The organism is Novosphingobium sp. ST904 (assembly GCF_001298105.1).
Taxonomy (GTDB): Bacteria; Pseudomonadota; Alphaproteobacteria; order Sphingomonadales; family Sphingomonadaceae; genus Novosphingobium.
Map to the genome: position 1 here is coordinate 89,271 of NZ_LGJH01000164.1, position 14,603 is coordinate 103,873.

General features: G+C 65.1%; 20 protein-coding genes and 1 pseudogene. 7 read left to right on the plus strand and 14 right to left on the minus strand.

The features are described 5' to 3' along the window. Positions 1 to 79: 79 nt before the first annotated feature. Positions 80 to 352, minus strand: coding sequence for a BolA family transcriptional regulator (locus ADT71_RS25745; protein WP_185998801.1), 273 nt, complete (start codon positions 350 to 352; stop codon positions 80 to 82). 39 nt (positions 353 to 391) lie between these two features. Between ADT71_RS25745 and ADT71_RS25750 the strand changes: the two genes are divergently transcribed. After that, positions 392 to 985 (plus strand): DnaJ domain-containing protein, encoded by a 594-nt coding sequence (locus ADT71_RS25750; RefSeq protein WP_082370557.1) that lies wholly within the window; start codon positions 392 to 394, stop codon positions 983 to 985. A gap of 44 nt (positions 986 to 1,029) precedes the next feature. On the opposite strand, the gene ADT71_RS25755 is transcribed toward ADT71_RS25750, so the two are convergent. The 7 genes from ADT71_RS25755 to ADT71_RS25785 form a co-directional block, all read right to left on the minus strand. Beyond that, positions 1,030 to 1,488, minus strand: a complete 459-nt coding sequence (locus ADT71_RS25755; RefSeq protein WP_054441513.1) for an SRPBCC family protein — start codon at positions 1,486 to 1,488, stop codon at positions 1,030 to 1,032. 10 nt (positions 1,489 to 1,498) lie between these two features. After that, a complete protein-coding gene (locus ADT71_RS25760) occupies positions 1,499 to 2,164 on the minus strand; it encodes a glutathione S-transferase family protein (protein WP_054441516.1) in 666 nt (221 codons plus the stop codon). Next, entirely contained in the window at positions 2,161 to 2,661 is a 501-nt protein-coding gene (locus ADT71_RS25765; RefSeq protein WP_054441518.1) for a VOC family protein, read from the minus strand. The genes ADT71_RS25760 and ADT71_RS25765 overlap by 4 nt, the downstream gene beginning before the upstream one ends. Beyond that, the gene (locus ADT71_RS25770) at positions 2,658 to 3,284 is read right to left on the minus strand and encodes a glutathione S-transferase family protein (protein WP_054441521.1); all 627 of its coding nucleotides are present in this window, start codon (positions 3,282 to 3,284) and stop codon (positions 2,658 to 2,660) included. The genes ADT71_RS25765 and ADT71_RS25770 overlap by 4 nt, the downstream gene beginning before the upstream one ends. Positions 3,285 to 3,369: 85 nt before the next feature. After that, positions 3,370 to 4,170 (minus strand): VOC family protein, encoded by an 801-nt coding sequence (locus tag ADT71_RS25775; RefSeq protein ID WP_054441730.1) that lies wholly within the window; start codon positions 4,168 to 4,170, stop codon positions 3,370 to 3,372. Positions 4,171 to 4,172: 2 nt separating this feature from the next. Further along, positions 4,173 to 4,559 carry a DUF1428 domain-containing protein gene (locus tag ADT71_RS25780; protein ID WP_054441523.1) on the minus strand — a complete coding sequence of 129 codons (387 nt, stop codon included), beginning with the start codon at positions 4,557 to 4,559 and terminating at the stop codon, positions 4,173 to 4,175. Next, positions 4,477 to 5,235, minus strand: a complete 759-nt coding sequence (locus ADT71_RS25785; RefSeq protein WP_054441525.1) for a glutathione S-transferase family protein — start codon at positions 5,233 to 5,235, stop codon at positions 4,477 to 4,479. Before ADT71_RS25785 ends, ADT71_RS25780 begins: the two co-directional genes overlap by 83 nt. 133 nt (positions 5,236 to 5,368) lie before the next feature. Between ADT71_RS25785 and ADT71_RS25790 the strand changes: the two genes are divergently transcribed. Both ADT71_RS25790 and cobS read left to right on the plus strand, forming a co-directional pair. Next, on the plus strand, positions 5,369 to 6,097 hold the full coding sequence (locus ADT71_RS25790; protein ID WP_054441528.1) for a helix-turn-helix domain-containing protein: 729 nt from the start codon (positions 5,369 to 5,371) through the stop codon (positions 6,095 to 6,097). 110 nt (positions 6,098 to 6,207) lie between these two features. After that, a complete protein-coding gene (gene cobS, locus ADT71_RS25795) occupies positions 6,208 to 7,212 on the plus strand; it encodes a cobaltochelatase subunit CobS (RefSeq protein ID WP_054441731.1) in 1,005 nt (334 codons plus the stop codon). A 108-nt stretch (positions 7,213 to 7,320) separates the two neighbouring features. Here cobS and truA read toward each other — a convergent pair whose 3' ends face one another. Continuing rightward, positions 7,321 to 8,067: a tRNA pseudouridine(38-40) synthase TruA gene (gene truA, locus ADT71_RS25800; protein WP_054441732.1), complete on the minus strand. Its 747-nt coding sequence runs from the start codon at positions 8,065 to 8,067 to the stop codon at positions 7,321 to 7,323. Between the two features lie 96 nt (positions 8,068 to 8,163). On the opposite strand from truA, the gene ADT71_RS25805 reads away from it, so the two are divergent. Beyond that, positions 8,164 to 8,676 (plus strand): cupin domain-containing protein, encoded by a 513-nt coding sequence (locus tag ADT71_RS25805; RefSeq protein WP_054441530.1) that lies wholly within the window; start codon positions 8,164 to 8,166, stop codon positions 8,674 to 8,676. A 27-nt stretch (positions 8,677 to 8,703) separates the two neighbouring features. Here the strand turns inward: ADT71_RS25805 and fmt are convergent, their stop codons facing one another. Further along, positions 8,704 to 9,612: a methionyl-tRNA formyltransferase gene (gene fmt, locus ADT71_RS25810; RefSeq protein WP_054441532.1), complete on the minus strand. Its 909-nt coding sequence runs from the start codon at positions 9,610 to 9,612 to the stop codon at positions 8,704 to 8,706. Between the two features lie 102 nt (positions 9,613 to 9,714). On the opposite strand from fmt, the gene recR reads away from it, so the two are divergent. The 3 genes from recR (at position 9,715) to rmuC (ending at position 12,604) form a co-directional block, all read left to right on the plus strand. After that, complete coding sequence (recR, locus tag ADT71_RS25815; protein WP_054441534.1) at positions 9,715 to 10,311, plus strand: recombination mediator RecR; 597 nt, start codon at positions 9,715 to 9,717, stop codon at positions 10,309 to 10,311. A 62-nt stretch (positions 10,312 to 10,373) separates the two neighbouring features. Beyond that, positions 10,374 to 10,943 carry a peptide deformylase gene (def, locus tag ADT71_RS25820; protein ID WP_054441733.1) on the plus strand — a complete coding sequence of 190 codons (570 nt, stop codon included), beginning with the start codon at positions 10,374 to 10,376 and terminating at the stop codon, positions 10,941 to 10,943. 68 nt (positions 10,944 to 11,011) lie between these two features. Further along, positions 11,012 to 12,604: a DNA recombination protein RmuC gene (rmuC, locus tag ADT71_RS25825; RefSeq protein WP_054441536.1), complete on the plus strand. Its 1,593-nt coding sequence runs from the start codon at positions 11,012 to 11,014 to the stop codon at positions 12,602 to 12,604. A gap of 3 nt (positions 12,605 to 12,607) precedes the next feature. On the opposite strand, the gene ADT71_RS25830 is transcribed toward rmuC, so the two are convergent. The 4 genes and pseudogenes from ADT71_RS25830 to ADT71_RS25845 all read right to left on the minus strand — a co-directional run bounded on the left by ADT71_RS25830 (position 12,608) and on the right by ADT71_RS25845 (position 14,597). Further along, positions 12,608 to 13,039 carry an META domain-containing protein gene (locus ADT71_RS25830; protein ID WP_082370559.1) on the minus strand — a complete coding sequence of 144 codons (432 nt, stop codon included), beginning with the start codon at positions 13,037 to 13,039 and terminating at the stop codon, positions 12,608 to 12,610. Between the two features lie 49 nt (positions 13,040 to 13,088). Further along, positions 13,089 to 13,919 carry an RNA methyltransferase gene (locus ADT71_RS25835; protein WP_197283123.1) on the minus strand — a complete coding sequence of 277 codons (831 nt, stop codon included), beginning with the start codon at positions 13,917 to 13,919 and terminating at the stop codon, positions 13,089 to 13,091. After that, positions 13,916 to 14,194, minus strand: a complete 279-nt coding sequence (locus ADT71_RS25840; RefSeq protein WP_054441538.1) for an HPr family phosphocarrier protein — start codon at positions 14,192 to 14,194, stop codon at positions 13,916 to 13,918. Before ADT71_RS25840 ends, ADT71_RS25835 begins: the two co-directional genes overlap by 4 nt. Further along, positions 14,191 to 14,597 (minus strand): annotated as a pseudogene (locus tag ADT71_RS25845) (PTS sugar transporter subunit IIA). Before ADT71_RS25845 ends, ADT71_RS25840 begins: the two are co-directional and overlap by 4 nt. Positions 14,598 to 14,603 lie beyond the last annotated feature (6 nt).

Genomic DNA, 14,603 nt, shown 5'->3' on the forward strand with positions numbered 1-14,603 from the left:
TGCGCAAAGGGCAACCGGGGATGACGGCGCTATGTTCGGCCTTCGGATCGCCCCCGGCGCAAGGCTGCAACGGCGCGCTCTATTCTCCGGGAGCGCTGGCCTTGATGGCGACGGCGTGGACCCGGTTTCCCGGAATGTCGCCGAGTGCCGCATTGACGAGGCGCTGGCGCTGAAGGCGCGAAACGCCTGCGAAAGCGGGACTTTCGATTTCTATGGTGAAGTGCGATTCGCCGGTGCCGTCATCGCCGGTGTGACCGGCGTGGCTGGCGGAATCGTTGACGACATCAAGGCGGGTGGGGGTGAAGGCGGCTTCGAGAAGCTGCCGCATTTCCTGTGCGATCGGTCCGGTCATGTCTTCCATTTACGCGCTCGTTATCCCATCTGGAAGCCGGTGAGACATTCTAGATTTCATGGCAGAGTCGAATCCGGTGGACGCGCGTGCAACTGGCCGGGGTGTGAAGAGGCGGGCGAATTCCGTGCGCCGGGCATGCGCTTGCCCGGTTTTGACGGGCCGGGCGACTATCGCTGGTTCTGTCTCGATCACGTTCGCGAATTCAATTCGGGGTACGACTATTTCGACGGCATGAGCGCGGAGGAAATTTTCCGCGCGCAGTCGCCGCTGCATGGCTGGGAAGCGCAGAGCCGTGCGTTCCGGCCGGATGCCGGCGTGGACGGTACGCCGCGCTGGGCCGACTTTGCCGATCCGCTGGAAGCGATCAGCGGCCGGGCCAAGGCGCACATGCGGCAGCGCCAGTCCGAGATGAAGCCCGAGAACGCCCGCTTCAACCCGGAAGAGCGCCGCGCGCTCGGCGTGCTGGGGCTCGATGGCGATATCGACAGCAAGACGCTGCGGCTGCGCTACACGCGGCTGCTGCGCCAGTATCACCCCGATCACAACGGCGGAGACCATAGCCGCGCCGCGCGTTTGCAGGGGGTGGTGGAGGCTTATCAGCTCCTGCGTAAATCGGCGGCGCTGGGGGGGTAGGCCTACTGGCGGAGCGGGGTGACGGTTCGGGCGCCCGCTTCGGTTCAGGCCTTTTCCCTTTCGCAGATTTCGGCTAGTTGTTCGGCGCAGGCGGACCAGCCGTCCGTGAAGCCCATGTCCTCGTGCATCTTGCGGTCTTCCTCGCGCCAGTGCCGTGCGCGGGCGGTATAGCGCGTGCCGCTGCCTTCCGGTTCCAGTTCCCAGATACCGATCATGAACGGCCCGGATGGCTGGAAGTCTCCCGTGACGGCATCGGTGGTAACGAAGCGGCGGCCTTCCTCGTATGCGAGGTATATCCCGTCCTGCGGTGCGGTTTCCCCGTCAGGCCCGTACATCGTCATCCGGCAGATTCCGCCGGGGCGGCGGTCCTGCTCCTCGACTTCGACCCGCCAGGGACGGGGGCACCACCATTCCTCCTGCCGGTTGGCCATGACGTCCCATACCTGCGTGATGGGAGCATCGATGTAGCGGGTGATCGACAGTTCGTTACCAGTCTCGCTCACGGGGTTCTCCTCAGTCTCTATCAGGTGCGCCGAGCGGGAAATAGGCGCGGAACGGCCGTGCCTCGTCGACGCAGCGGGCGACGGCGGGCAGCGAGAGCAGATGCGCGCGCCAGGCACGAAGGCGCGGCCTGTCCTCGGGAATCGGGTGGACCCAATCCGCATAGAACAGGGCGGGCGCCGCGGCGCATTCGATCAGGGTGACATGCTCCATCGGCGGATAGAACTGAAGCCAGCCTTCCAGCCAGGCGTAGACCCGGTCCAGTTGCGCGCGCGCTTCGGTACAGCGGGGAAGGTCGGGATTTTCCGGATCGCGGATGTACTCGTTTACCACGATCTGCATGACGTTCATCACGTAGTTGTCGAAGACCCGGTCCAGCATGCGGATTGCCGTTGCCGCGTCCGGATCTTCGGGCAGGAGCGTGCCCGGGGCGACGTGGTGCCGATCTATGTATTCGATGATTGTGGTGGCTTCGAACAGCAGGTTCTCGCCATCGCGCAGCACCGGGAACTTGCCCAGCGGTCCTGCCATCTGCACGACTTCGGCATGTTCCGGGTGCTCGGCATCGACCACTTGCAGAACGAAGGGCACGTCATGGGCGTAAAGCGCGATCAGCGCCTTCCACGTGTAGGACGAAAAGGGATGGCCGAAGAGTTCGAGAACAGGCTCAGGCGTCATGCGGTGGTTCCTGCAAGGGCGGCCTCGATCGCGGCGACATCGATCTTGCGCATCGTCATCATCGCTTCCATCGCCCGCTTGGCGGCCGCCCGGTCGGGATTGCCCAGCGCCCGTCCCAGCACACGGGGCGTGATCTGCCAGGAAAGTCCCCATTTGTCCTTGCACCAGCCGCACATGCTTTCCGCGCCGCCATTACCCACGATGGCGTTCCAGTAGCGGTCGGTCTCTTCCTGGTCCCCGGTTTCCACCTGGAACGAGAAAGCTTCGCTATGCTTGAACGCCGGGCCGCCGTTGAGGCCGATGCATTCTATGCCCATGACCGAGAATTCGACCGTGATGACGTCTCCCGCCTTGCCGTCGGGATAGTCCGCCGGGGAGCGAGTCACGTCGGTGACCCGGGTGTCGGGAAAGATCGAGGCATAGAAGTTCGCGGCCTCTTCGGCATCGCCTTCGTACCAGAGGCAGGCGCGGTTCTTCGCGCGATCCGTGGCGGTCATTTCTTCATCTCCCCGATCAGCGTGTTGTCCACCGCTTTGGCTGCCTTGTAGGCTTCGCGCGCCTGGAAACGCTCGGCATAGGCGACGAAGGCGCGGCGCGGCGGCATCGTGCCGAAAGTCAGCCCCCAGTCCACCGCGCTGCCGACGTAGACGTCGGCCATGGTGAAGCGGGAGCCGCACACATAGTCTGCCTGGTCGAAATGGCTTTCGAGAGCATTCATCGTCCGCTCGAAGTTGCCCCAGCCGGCCATCGGCTCCTGTTCGGGCGTCGGCTCGCACTTGAGGTGGCGCGAGGTGATCGCCTGTTCGACCGGGCCGGACGCGAAGAACGTCCAGCGATAGTAGTCCGCCATTTCCCCGTCATTGGGCAGCAGTCCGGCTTCGGGATGCATCTCGGCGAGGTAGAGGCAGATCGCGGCGGCTTCGGTCACGACACGGTCGCCGCCATCGGCGTGGTGGACGATCGTGGGCACCTTGCCCATCGGATTGACCGCGAGGAAACTGGCCGGCTTGTCTTTCCAGTCGATCAGGACCTGCCGGTAATCGGCGCCCGCCTCATGAAGTGCCCAGCGGGCGATCTGCCCACGCGACATCGGGTTGGTATAGAAGGTATAATCGGCCATGGTCCTTCTCCGTCGCGTGGTGCGAGGTTGGAACAATTGCGGAACACAGGGCTGTCGTCAATGGCCTTGCAGTTCCGGTCGTGCCTTAGTCACCTTTAGGGCCGACGAGGCCGAAGCCTGCGCCTTGCGGATCGATCGCGACGACGATCCACTCGCCGCCGGGCACCTCGTGCGGGCCCATCAGCACGGTGCCGCCGTTCGCCTCGATCGCCGCTTTCGCCGCCTCGATCGAAGGGACGCCGAAGTAGAACAGCCAGACCGAGGGCTGGCTTTCCTCCTGACGCCGCATGATCGCGCCGAGCGTTTGCCCGTGGTGGCCGATGAAGCAGTAGTCTCCCATCTCGCCCATCGACATCTTCTCGTCGAAGGTGAATCCGAAGTGCCTGCCGTAGAACGCCATGGAGGCGGCCTGGTCGGGGCTGGCCAGTTCGTTCCACCGAACCCGCTGGTTTTCGGTGACGGAGAACACGTCGCTCGCTGCATCGGGCTGATCGGCGGGCGGGACAGGGTTCATAAGGTAGATTGGCACGCCCTGCGGGTCGGCAACCATGGCGATGCGGCCCACGGGCAGGTCGGTGGCGGGCATCTGGACCTTGCCGCCTTCCGAGGCGATCGTCTCCACCGCCGCGTCGACATCCTCGACATGGAAGTAGGGCAGCCAGATCGGTCGTGCTCCGCCTTCGGCCATATCCTCGGTGATCTGCATGGCGCCGCCGGCCATGCCGCCATCGTCCCGCACGATCATACGATAGTCCAGGCCGCCCGCTTCCGGGCTGGCGTGATCGGCGATGGTCCAGCCCACGACCGCGCGGTAGAAGGCCGCAGCCCCGTCGAGGTCTCTGGTGAGCAGTTCGTACCAGATGAAGCTTCCGACTGGATTGGCCATCGTCATTCTCCCGTTTCGGCCTGAGGCAGTTCGACGACGGAATCGAACCCGCCATATATCATTCGCGCGCCGTCGAAAGGCGGCGGGTTGGTGGCGGGATCGAAGCGCGGATCGTTTTTCATGAGTTCCATCAGCAGGCCCATCTGCCGGTCCCGCGTGGCCTTGTCGGGCCACTCGATCCAGCTGAAGCAGACCGTTTCGTCGTCCCTGGCATCCACCGCGCGGAAGAAGTCGGTCTGCTTGCCGTGCTGGAGATCGTCACCCCAGCATTCGACCACCCGCGTTGCCCCGTATTCGATGAAATAATCATCGAATTCCCGTGCATGGGCGATGAACCGGTCCTTGTTGGCAAGGGGGACGGCAATCACGAAACCATCTATGTAAGGCATGGCTATTCTCCGGAAGTGGCGGGAGAGGCGCAGCTTTCGAGTTGTTCCGAAAGGGCCCGGCGGACGCCGGACGGCTTTCTCCGCGCGCCTTGTAGGCGGCGAGCACGGGGAAGCTTTCGAGGATGTCCGTGTGGTCGAGAATGCGCAGCACCGTGACGAGGACGATGTCCGCGAGCGAGAAGGCGCCGGCCAGCCATTCCCGCTCTCCCAGCGCTTTCTCGGTGCTGGAGAGGCGCGATTTCACGAGCTTCAGCGCGCTTGGACGGGCTTCTGAAGCCCATGCCTTTCCTGACTGGAATATGTCGAGCATGCCGATCTGGGCGACGAACGGTTCAATGCTGTTGAGCCCCGCGAACAGCCAGGCGATCGCCTGCCAGCGCGTGGCCGGGTCTGCCGGAAGCAACCGCTCGTCCTGTTCGCCGAGGTAGAGCAGGATCGCGCCGCTTTCGAAAAGGCGCTGTTTGCCGTCGTCGAAGGCGGGAACCTGGCCGAAGGGCTGCCATTCGCGGTAGCTGTCCGGGCGCGGGCTGAACACGTCGAGCAGGTCGATCCGGTATTCCCGCCCGATCTCCTCCAGCGCCCAGCGAATGCGCAAGTCGCGGACCTGACCGCGGACGGGCTGGGGAACGTCGGCATAGGCGGTAATGACGGTCGAGGCGGACTCGTTCCAGGGCATCGTCACTCTCCGATGTCGATGCGCCTGCTCGGCGCGATTCGTTATTGCCGGAGCCTGATCTTTCAGGTTACAAAAAGCAACCATGGAGTTAAAAAACGAAACCAAGGGGCGGGCGAAGCGTTCGGGAGGCAGGATGAAAGCCCCGGACGATGGTTCGGAAGGGCAGGGCGCTCATGCCGGATCTCACGGGCGCTGGTACCGCGACGCCTGCGGGGCGGCCTTCGCGATGGAGCTTGTGGGAGAGCGCTGGACCCTGCCGATCGTGCGCGAAATGATGCTTGGTCCGCGCCGCTTCAACGGGCTGCGCGCCGCGCTGCCCGGCCTGAGCGCCAAGGTGTTGACCGAACGGCTGGGCAGCCTCGAAGCCTCGGGCATCGTGCGCCGTGCGGTGCTTCCGCCGCCTGCCTCCGTGCAGGTCTACGCCCTGACCCAATGGGGATTGGGGCTGGAGGCGGTCATGCAGGAACTTGGGCGCTGGGCGGTGCGCTCGCCATCGCACGATCCGTTCCTGCCGCTGACGCCGGTGGCCTTCATGCTCTCCTTGCGCACGATGATCGTGCCCGAGCGGATCGGCGACCTCGAAATCGCCGTGGCTTTCGACGTCGGGGGGCAATGCTTCCTTGGCCGGCTGGAGCGGGGGCAACTGCACATCGCGCCCACCGGTGAGGAAATCGGCGCGACGGATCTGCGCTTCTGTGCGGAAACCGCCACGGACTTCCTGCCGGTGTTCTATGGCAAGCGCACGGTGGAGGAGGCGGGCGGGCGGCTCTCGGTTCAGGGGGACGCAGGCCTTGCCCGCAGGTTCATCGATCTTTTCTCCCTGCCCGCGAAGCTTGCGCCCGGGAACGTGGCGGGGGGCTGACTTTCGCAGCCGGGCCCGTCGGCATGGCCGCCCGCCCGGCGGACCGCATTTCCCGATATGGCTCAAAGCCTGTTGCGGTGCAGCGCTCGCTTGTCTACGCGAGTGCAACGATGACTGAGACCGAGACCATGAAAGCCGAGAACCGCCCCGAGTCACGAGACGCCACCGTGCTGGCTGCTCCCGACATCGAACTCGACGTGCGCGAGACCTTCGGAGTCGATATCGACTGGAAGGTGCCTGCCTTCTCCGTCGCCGACGAGCGCGTTCCCGACCTTGACGAGACTTACGTCTTCGACCCGGACACTACGCTCGCAATCCTGGCCGGCTTTGCCTACAACCGCCGCGTCATGGTGCAGGGCTACCATGGTACCGGCAAGTCGACTCACATCGAACAGGTGGCCGCGCGTCTCAAGTGGCCATGCATCCGCATCAACCTCGATGCGCATATCAGCCGTATCGACCTGATCGGCCGCGATGCCATCGTGCTGCGCGACGGTCTCCAGGTCACCGAATTCCGCGAAGGCCTGCTGCCCTGGGCGCTCCAGCACCCGGTGGCGCTGGTGTTCGACGAATACGACGCCGGCCGCCCGGACGTGATGTTCGTGATCCAGCGCATCCTGGAAACCGAAGGCAAGCTGACCCTGCTTGACCAGAACCGCGTGATCCGCCCGGACAGGAATTTCCGCCTCTTCGCCACCGCCAACACCGTCGGTCTGGGGGATACCTCCGGCCTCTATCACGGCACCCAGCAGATCAACCAGGGCCAGATGGACCGCTGGAACCTGGTGGTCGGGCTGAATTATCTGCCGGAACCGGTCGAGACCGACATCGTCACCAAGAAGGTGCCGCAGGTCGATGCCAAGGTGGTCGCGAACATGGTCAAGGTTGCGGACTTCACGCGCCAGGGCTTCATGAACGGCGACATTTCCACGGTGATGAGCCCGCGCACGGTCATCACCTGGGCCCAGAACTCGGCAATCTTCAACGACGTGGGCTTCGCCTTCCGCCTCTCGTTCCTCAACAAGTGCGACGAGACCGAGCGCGTGATGGTGGCCGAATACTACCAGCGCGTGTTCGGCAACGACCTGCCCGAGAGCGTGGTCGGCAAGGCCTGAGACTTACCGTCATCACGAACAGGAAAAGGGAGGCTGCGGCCTCCCTTTTTTTGTCCACCGCAGGGCCGTGATCGCAGCCGGCGAAGCGTGGGTGACAGGCGAAGGCGATCAGCCCTCGGGGTAGATCGCCTTCACGAAGTAGAGCCCGTCCGGCGGCGAATTGAGGCCCAGCGCCTGCCGGTCGCGCGCTTCCAGCGCCTCGGCGATCTGGTGCTCCTTCCAGCGGCCCATTCCCACCAGGGCGAGGCAACCGACCATCGAGCGCACCTGGTGATGCAGGAAGCTGCGCGCCTCCGCCTCGATCAGCACCAATTCGCCCTCGCGCCGCACGTCCAGCCGGTCAAGGGTCTTGAGCGGGCTTTGCGATTGGCAATGGGCGGAGCGGAATGTCGTGAAGTCGTGCAGTCCGACCAGCATTTGCGCGGCGCGGTGCATGGCCGCTTCATCAAGGGGCTTGGCCACCTGCCATGCCTTGCCGCGCTCCAGCGTGAGCGGCGCGCGGCGGTTGGCGATGCGGTACACGTAGGCGCGGCCGATGCAGGCGAACCGGGCGTGCCAGTCGTCCGGCACAATCTCGCAGGCGACGACCGCGATGGGATGAGGGCGAAGCCGCGCGTTCATCCCCTCCATGAACTGGAAGGGCGTGAACGGCTTGTCGATGTCGATATGCGCTCTCATGCCCAGCGCGTGGACGCCCGCATCGGTGCGGCCGGCGGCGTGCATGCTCGTGGTTTCCCCGGTGAGGGCGAAAGCCGCTTCCTCGACGCTCTGTTGCACCGAGGGGCCATGCGCCTGGCGTTGAAGGCCCATGTAGGGGGCGCCGTCGAATTCGAGAGTGAGGGCAAAGCGGGTCATCGCGCCGCCGATACAGGACTGCGGGCGCTCTGCAAACGGCTTGGCGCGAGGCGGCGCGCGGCGCATCCTCGACCTTTGCAGTTCAGGAGAGCGCAAATGGCCGAACAGGCTTCACGTTTCGAGATATTCCGGGGCCGGGAAGCGCCCTCGCTGGATGAGTGCGGCTGCATGACGCTTGCGGGCGAGACGCCGAACATGATCGCCGCGTTGCCGCTGTTCGCCGAGGCCGGTCCGGAAACCGGCGAACATGTCGACGTGCCTTACCGCCGCCCAGGCATGAGCCTGGCGCGGCTCCGGTTGAAGAGCGGCTTCGCGCTTCCGCTCCATAGCCACGATTGCGACTGCCTGTACTACCTGGTGGCCGGAAGCGTGGAACTCGGCACGGAAACGCTGGTGTCGGGCGATGGCTTCTTCGTGGGGAGCGAGGTGCCCTATGCCTATGTCGCCGGACCGGAAGGCGCCGAGGTCCTCGAATTTCGCGCTGCCGACACCTTCGACATCCGCGTGCGCGACAAATCTCCGGAAGGCTGGTCCAGGGCCGCGCAGCGTGTCCGCGAGGCGCAAGACCGCTGGGCGAGCGAGCCGCCGCCCGTCCGCCGCATGCCGTGACCTGCGGGGAGCGGGCGGGTTCGGCAATCAGCCCAGATGCGTGCCCGCGGGGATCGGCCGCCCGCGCAGCAGGTCTGCCGTCGCCATCGGCGGCTTGCCCGCTCGCTGAATCCGAGTCACGCGGATCGCGCCCTCTGCGCAGGCGACAGTGAGGGCGTCGTCAAGCGCGGTGCCGGGCTCGCCCGAACCTTCGGCCAGATCGGCCGCCAGCACCTTGTACCGTTCCCCGTCCAGTTCGAAGAACGCGCCGGGCGCGGGCATGAAGGCGCGCACCTGCCGTTCGGCTTGCACGGCGGACTGGGTGAAGTCGATCCGGGCTTCGGCCTTGTCGATCTTGCGGGCGTAAGTCACTCCGTCCTCGGGCTGGGTGACGGCGCGGTGAACGGCAAGATCGCGCAAGGTGCCGACCATGAGCTGAGCACCCTTTTCGGCCAGTTCGGCGGTCAGGTCTCCGGCGGTCTTGCGGTCGATCGTGGTGCGCAGCGTTGCCAGCATCGGTCCGGTGTCGAGGCCGGCCTCCATTTGCATGATGGTGACGCCGGTGGTGGGATCGCCTGCGAGGATCGCCCGCTGGATCGGCGCCGCGCCGCGCCAGCGGGGCAGGATCGAGGCGTGGATGTTGAGGCAGCCCAGCCGCGGCGCATCAAGCACAGCCTGTGGCAGCAGCAGGCCATAGGCGGCGACGATGGCGATATCTGCGCCGAGCGCGGCGAATTTCTCCTGCTCCTCCGCGCTCCTGAGCGAAACGGGCGCCCGCACCTCGATCCCGCGTGCTTCGGATTCCTTGTGGACAGGGGAGGGGGTCAGTTCCTTCCCTCGGCGCCCGCCGGGGCGTGGCGGCTGGCTATAGGCGGCCACGACCTCGTGCCCCGCCTCGACCAGCGCGACGAGCGCGGGCACCGCAAATTCGGGCGTTCCCATGAAGACGATGCGCAAAACCGGTTACTCCGCTCACTCTGGGCCCGTCGAAGGGCATTTCGTGCGCAAGTGGCGCATGGGGCTTCGACAAGCAGTTCCCGAGCGGTTAGGGAATTGGCCATGGCATCGCAAGAGATCGAGACGCTTACCGCCGCGCTGTCGCGCCTTCCCGGCCTTGGTCCGCGTTCCGCACGCCGGGCGGTGCTGTGGCTCATCAAGCGGCGCGAGACCTCGCTTCTGCAACTCGTCGATGCTCTGGCTGCCGTAAGGGAAGCGCTCGTCGAGTGCGGGATTTGCGGCAATATCGACACGACGAATCCCTGCGGTATCTGCGCCGATTCGCGCCGCGATGCGGCTTCGCTCTGCGTGGTCGAGGAAGTGGCGGATCTCTGGGCGCTCGATCGTGCGCGGCTGTTCAACGGGCGCTATCATGTCCTGGGCGGTCGTCTTTCGGCGCTGGACGGCGTTCGCCCCGAAGACCTGAGTATCGATCGCCTGCTGCAGCGCGTGGAGGCAGGCGGGGTCGACGAGGTCGTCCTGGCCATGAACGCCACACTCGAAGGCCAGACCACCGCGCACTACATTGCCGAGCGTCTGGAGGGATTTCCGGTCCGCATCACCCAGCTTGCACATGGCCTCCCGGTAGGCGGCGAGCTTGACTATCTGGACGAGGGAACGCTTGCACAGGCGATCCGTGCCCGGCGGCCGGTAAGTTAGCCGATCACTGTCATCGCAGGGCCCATCTTGCGAAAATGGCCGTCCGCGATTATCTGCGGCCCATGGCTATCCGTGAAATCCTCGAAGTTCCCGATCCGCGTCTCAAGCAGGTTTCGGTCCCCGTCGAAAAGTTCGACGACGAGCTCAAGACGCTCGTCGAGGACATGTTCGAGACCATGTATGATGCGCCGGGCATCGGTCTTGCCGCCATCCAGGTCGGCGTGCCGCTGCGCGTTCTCGTGATCGACCTTCAGCCGGACGACGAGGATGCGGAGCCCGAAGTGTGCACCGCTCACGGCGATCATCACCACACGCACCAGCCGACGAAGAACGAGCCCCGGATCTTCATCAATCCGGAAATCCTCGATCCTTCGGAAGAGCACACGGTCTATCAGGAAGGCTGCCTCTCGGTCCCCGAGATCTATGCCGACGTGGAGCGCCCCTCGCGCATCCGCGCGCGTTGGCAGGACCTCGACGGCACGGTGCACGAAGAAGACATGGACGGCCTGATGGCCACTTGCCTCCAGCATGAGATGGACCATCTCGAAGGCATTCTCTTCATCGAACATCTTTCGCGCCTGAAGCGCCAGATGGCGCTCAAGAAGCTGGACAAGCTGCGCAAGGCCGCCTGATCCCCGCTTCGGTGGAAAAGCTGCGAGAAGGGCTGGCGTTCTCTAAACGTTCCGGATAGGCTTCCGGAATGGAAATTGCTGTCGCCGCCATTCTCGCACTCGTCGTCGGTCTCGGGGCCGGCTGGTTCTTCGGCTCCCGGCCCGCCGCCGAATGGCGCATGCGGCACGAGACGCGCGACCGCGAGGCGCGCGATCTCGATGAACGTTTCCGGGCCGCCATTCGCGATCTGGCTGGCGCCACCGAACGCGCCAGCCGTGCCGACGATCTGGCCGCCGCGCTTGAACGGACCCGCACCGAACATGGCGCGGCGCTGGAGGTCCTGCGCAAGGACCATGGCGAAATGGTCGAGCGGCTCCGGTTCGAGCATGTGCAGGTTCTTGATCGCACGCGCGGCGAACTCACCCAGGTTCTCGAACGGACGCGCGGCGAACATGCCGGGCTGGTGGATTCCTTGCGCCGCGAACAGCGTGAGCTTGCCTCGGAACTGGCGACACTGCGTGAAAAATCCGCGAATTTCGACGAACAGAAGCGCCTTCTGCTCGAAGCGCAGGAAGCGCTTCGCAAGGAATTCGAAAACGCCGGCGCCAAAGTGCTGGCCGGTGCCCAGGACGCTTTCCTGCGCCGAGCGGGCGCGCGGTTCGAGGAAAGCGAAAAGGCCAATGCCGAGCGCATCCGCACCATGCTGGCCCCGGTGGGCGAGCGGCTCAAGAGCTATGAGGAGCAGGTCGCCGCACTGGAGGCCAAGCGGGTCGATTCGTTCGGGCAGCTCACCGGACTGATCCAGTCGATGCGCGAAGGGCAGGAAAAGGTGCGCGAGGAAGCGCAGCGGCTCGGCAATTCGTTGCGCAATGCACCGAAGGCGCGTGGGCGCTGGGGCGAACAGCAGCTTCGCAACGTGCTGGAACAGTGCGGGCTTTCCGAACACACCGATTTCGTCACCGAGCATTCCATCGATACCGACGAAGGCCGCCTGCGGCCGGACGCGATCGTCAACATTCCCGGCCAGAAGCGGCTGGTGATCGACGCGAAGGTTTCGCTCAACGCCTATCAGGAAGCCTTCGAGGCCCAGGACGAGGTGGCTCGCGACGCCGCTCTACGTCAGCATGTCGCCTCGATGCGCAACCATGTCCAGACGCTGGGCGCCAAGAGCTACCAGAGCCAGTTCGAGGATGCGCCGGACTATGTGGTGATGTTCGTGCCGGGCGAGCATTTCGTTGCCGCCGCGCTGGAACAGGACCCGGAACTGTGGGACTTCGCTTTCCGCAACAAGGTGCTGCTGGCGACGCCGACGAATCTTGTCGCGATCGCCCGCACCGTGGCGCAAGTCTGGCGTCAGGATGGCCTCGCGCGCGAGGCGCGCGAGATCGGTCGGATGGGCGGGGAGCTTTACGATCGCCTGGCCGTGGCCGCGGATCACATGAAGCGCGTGGGTGCCGGCCTGGAATCGGCAGTCAACAATTACAACAAGTTCGTCGGCAGCTTCGAGCGTAACGTGCTCAGTTCCGGCCGCCGCCTGCGCGACAAGCATATCGAGATCGGCAAGCGTGAGATCGATGAGGTCCAGCAGATCGAATCGACCCCGCGCTACGGTGCCGAAACGGTGGCGGAGGAGATCGAGGCGATCGCCGAGGCCAAGTCCCTGCCGGAAGCGGCCCAGTAGGCGTCAGCGTCCGTTCGCACTGCGGGCGGGGCGCTCGACTGGTCCGCCTTCTCGGACGAGTTCGGCGGTGTGGCCGCTCGATTGCAGGATCATGTGATTGCCGTCGATGGCGAAGCGAGGGGTGGCGACAAGGAGGGCGTTGACCGCCTTTTCCTGATCCCATGCCGGAATGGTGCAGGTCGTCTCGGTCAGGGTGAGGGGGCCTGCGATCAGGCGTTCCTCGTCGATGCGCCAGGGCCCGTCCATGCGGTTGCAGCCTACCAGCACACCCACCTTGCTGCCTTCGAAGGTCAGCCGCGCATCGTTGGATTCGGGCCGTTGCCCGTCGATCAGTGCGAAGCGCCAGCTCGTGCGGGCGAGCGGGGAATCCTCGCCCTGGATCGAGCAAGCTGTGAGCGGCGATAAAAGGCAGAAAGCAAGAAGAACGGCACGCATGATGGCGCCACTCTACACATCCGGGATGATGCCCGGATGAACGCCGCTATCAGTTGCCGCCCTCAAGATGGGCCAGCGCCTCGTAAGCCAGCACGGCACCAGCCACGGCAGCGTTCAGGCTGTCTGCCCTGCCGCGCATCGGGATGGTGACGCGCAAGTCGCAAGCTTCCTCGTAGGCCTGCGGCAGGCCTTGCGATTCGTTGCCGACCATCAGGAAGCAGGGCGCCGAATAAGGGGCCTGGCGATAGTCGGTCGGATCGCGCAGCGAGGCGGCCACGAGCTGACCGTCGCCTGAGCGAAGCCAGTTCTGGAATTCGTCCCAGCGTGCAATGGCAATCTTCTGCGTGAAGATGGCGCCCATGCTGGCCCGCACCGCTTCCACGGAGAAAGGGTCCGCGCAGTCGTCAAGCAGGATCAGCCCGCCGGCGCCAACGGCGTCTCCGGTGCGGAGCATCGTGCCGAGATTGCCGGGATCGCGCAGCGCCTGCGCAACCAGCCAGATCGGCGCCGAGGCGCGGTCGAGATTGGCGATGCGCGTGTCGAATTCGGCGAAGACCCCGGCGACGGCCTGGGGATTGTCCTTGCCCGTGACCTTGGCGAGGATTTCGACGTCCATTTCGACGATTTCACCCCCGGCGGCGGCCACGGCGTCTTCCAGCGCGTCAAGCAGGGGATGGGGATCGCGGCCGATGGCCATGACCAGCATTTCCGGCACTATGCCGCATTCGCGCGCGTCGGTCAGCAGGCGCAGACCTTCGGCGAGGAAACGCTCTTCCCGCTTGCGGTGCTTCTTCTCGCGCAGGGAGCGCAGGAACTTGACCAGCGGATTCGAGAAGCCGGTAATTGTGCGGCGAAAGGCCACGCGGTCGGACGGCGTCATTCTTCGCCGAAACCGTCGCGAACGAGTGTGGCGAGAACCGCGAGCGCTTCGGGCGCGCCATCGCCGGAGCAGGCGATCTCGATCGAATCGCCCTTGGCGGCGCCCAGCATCATCAGGCCGAGGATGGAGTTCCCCGCAGCCTCGGTTCCGTCCTTGCCGACCTTGACCAGCACGGTTTCCGGAAGCTCGGCGACGTGGTTGACGAACTTGGCGCTGGCGCGGGCGTGGAGACCGCGCTTGTTCACGATCAGCACCGTTTCACGGCAGGCGATCATGCGGCGTCTTGTCCCAGATATTCGCTGGCGATGGTGATGTAGTTGCGTCCGGCGTCGCGCGCGGCCGCGGCGGCATCGCGCACGGACATGCAGGCGCGGGCCTTGGCGAGGCGGATCAGCATGGGAAGGTTGATCCCGGCGATCACTTCGACCTTGCCGGCCTGCATCAGCGAAATCGCGAGGTTCGACGGAGTGCCGCCGAACAGGTCGGTGAGGATGATGACACCTTCGCCGCTGTCCACTGCAGTAATTGCCTCGGCAATCTCGCTGCGGCGACGCTCCATGTCGTCGTTCGGACCGATGCAGACGGTTGCCACCGCCGACTGGTCCCCGACGACGTGTTCCATCGCGTGTACGAATTCCTCGGCGAGATTGCGTGAGTGACCAGGATCATACCGATCATGCTGGG

Excerpts from the sequence above, each read along its gene's own strand:
- ADT71_RS25830 (WP_082370559.1), bottom strand. The coding sequence starts at position 13,039 with ATGCGTGCCGTTCTTCTTGCTTTCTGCCTTTTATCGCCGCTCACAGCT.
- ADT71_RS25840 (WP_054441538.1), bottom strand. The coding sequence starts at position 14,194 with ATGATCGCCTGCCGTGAAACGGTGCTGATCGTGAACAAGCGCGGTCTC.
- cobS (WP_054441731.1), top strand. The coding sequence starts at position 6,208 with ATGACTGAGACCGAGACCATGAAAGCCGAGAACCGCCCCGAGTCACGA.
- ADT71_RS25760 (WP_054441516.1), bottom strand. The coding sequence starts at position 2,164 with ATGACGCCTGAGCCTGTTCTCGAACTCTTCGGCCATCCCTTTTCGTCC.
- ADT71_RS25790 (WP_054441528.1), top strand. The coding sequence starts at position 5,369 with ATGAAAGCCCCGGACGATGGTTCGGAAGGGCAGGGCGCTCATGCCGGA.
- ADT71_RS25805 (WP_054441530.1), top strand. The coding sequence starts at position 8,164 with ATGGCCGAACAGGCTTCACGTTTCGAGATATTCCGGGGCCGGGAAGCG.
- ADT71_RS25745 (WP_185998801.1), bottom strand. The coding sequence starts at position 352 with ATGACCGGACCGATCGCACAGGAAATGCGGCAGCTTCTCGAAGCCGCC.
- rmuC (WP_054441536.1), top strand. The coding sequence starts at position 11,012 with ATGGAAATTGCTGTCGCCGCCATTCTCGCACTCGTCGTCGGTCTCGGG.
- ADT71_RS25835 (WP_197283123.1), bottom strand. The coding sequence starts at position 13,919 with ATGACGCCGTCCGACCGCGTGGCCTTTCGCCGCACAATTACCGGCTTC.
- ADT71_RS25765 (WP_054441518.1), bottom strand. The coding sequence starts at position 2,661 with ATGACCGCCACGGATCGCGCGAAGAACCGCGCCTGCCTCTGGTACGAA.
- ADT71_RS25770 (WP_054441521.1), bottom strand. The coding sequence starts at position 3,284 with ATGGCCGATTATACCTTCTATACCAACCCGATGTCGCGTGGGCAGATC.
- ADT71_RS25785 (WP_054441525.1), bottom strand. The coding sequence starts at position 5,235 with ATGCCCTGGAACGAGTCCGCCTCGACCGTCATTACCGCCTATGCCGAC.
- ADT71_RS25780 (WP_054441523.1), bottom strand. The coding sequence starts at position 4,559 with ATGCCTTACATAGATGGTTTCGTGATTGCCGTCCCCCTTGCCAACAAG.
- ADT71_RS25775 (WP_054441730.1), bottom strand. The coding sequence starts at position 4,170 with ATGGCCAATCCAGTCGGAAGCTTCATCTGGTACGAACTGCTCACCAGA.
- def (WP_054441733.1), top strand. The coding sequence starts at position 10,374 with ATGGCTATCCGTGAAATCCTCGAAGTTCCCGATCCGCGTCTCAAGCAG.
- truA (WP_054441732.1), bottom strand. The coding sequence starts at position 8,067 with ATGACCCGCTTTGCCCTCACTCTCGAATTCGACGGCGCCCCCTACATG.
- recR (WP_054441534.1), top strand. The coding sequence starts at position 9,715 with ATGGCATCGCAAGAGATCGAGACGCTTACCGCCGCGCTGTCGCGCCTT.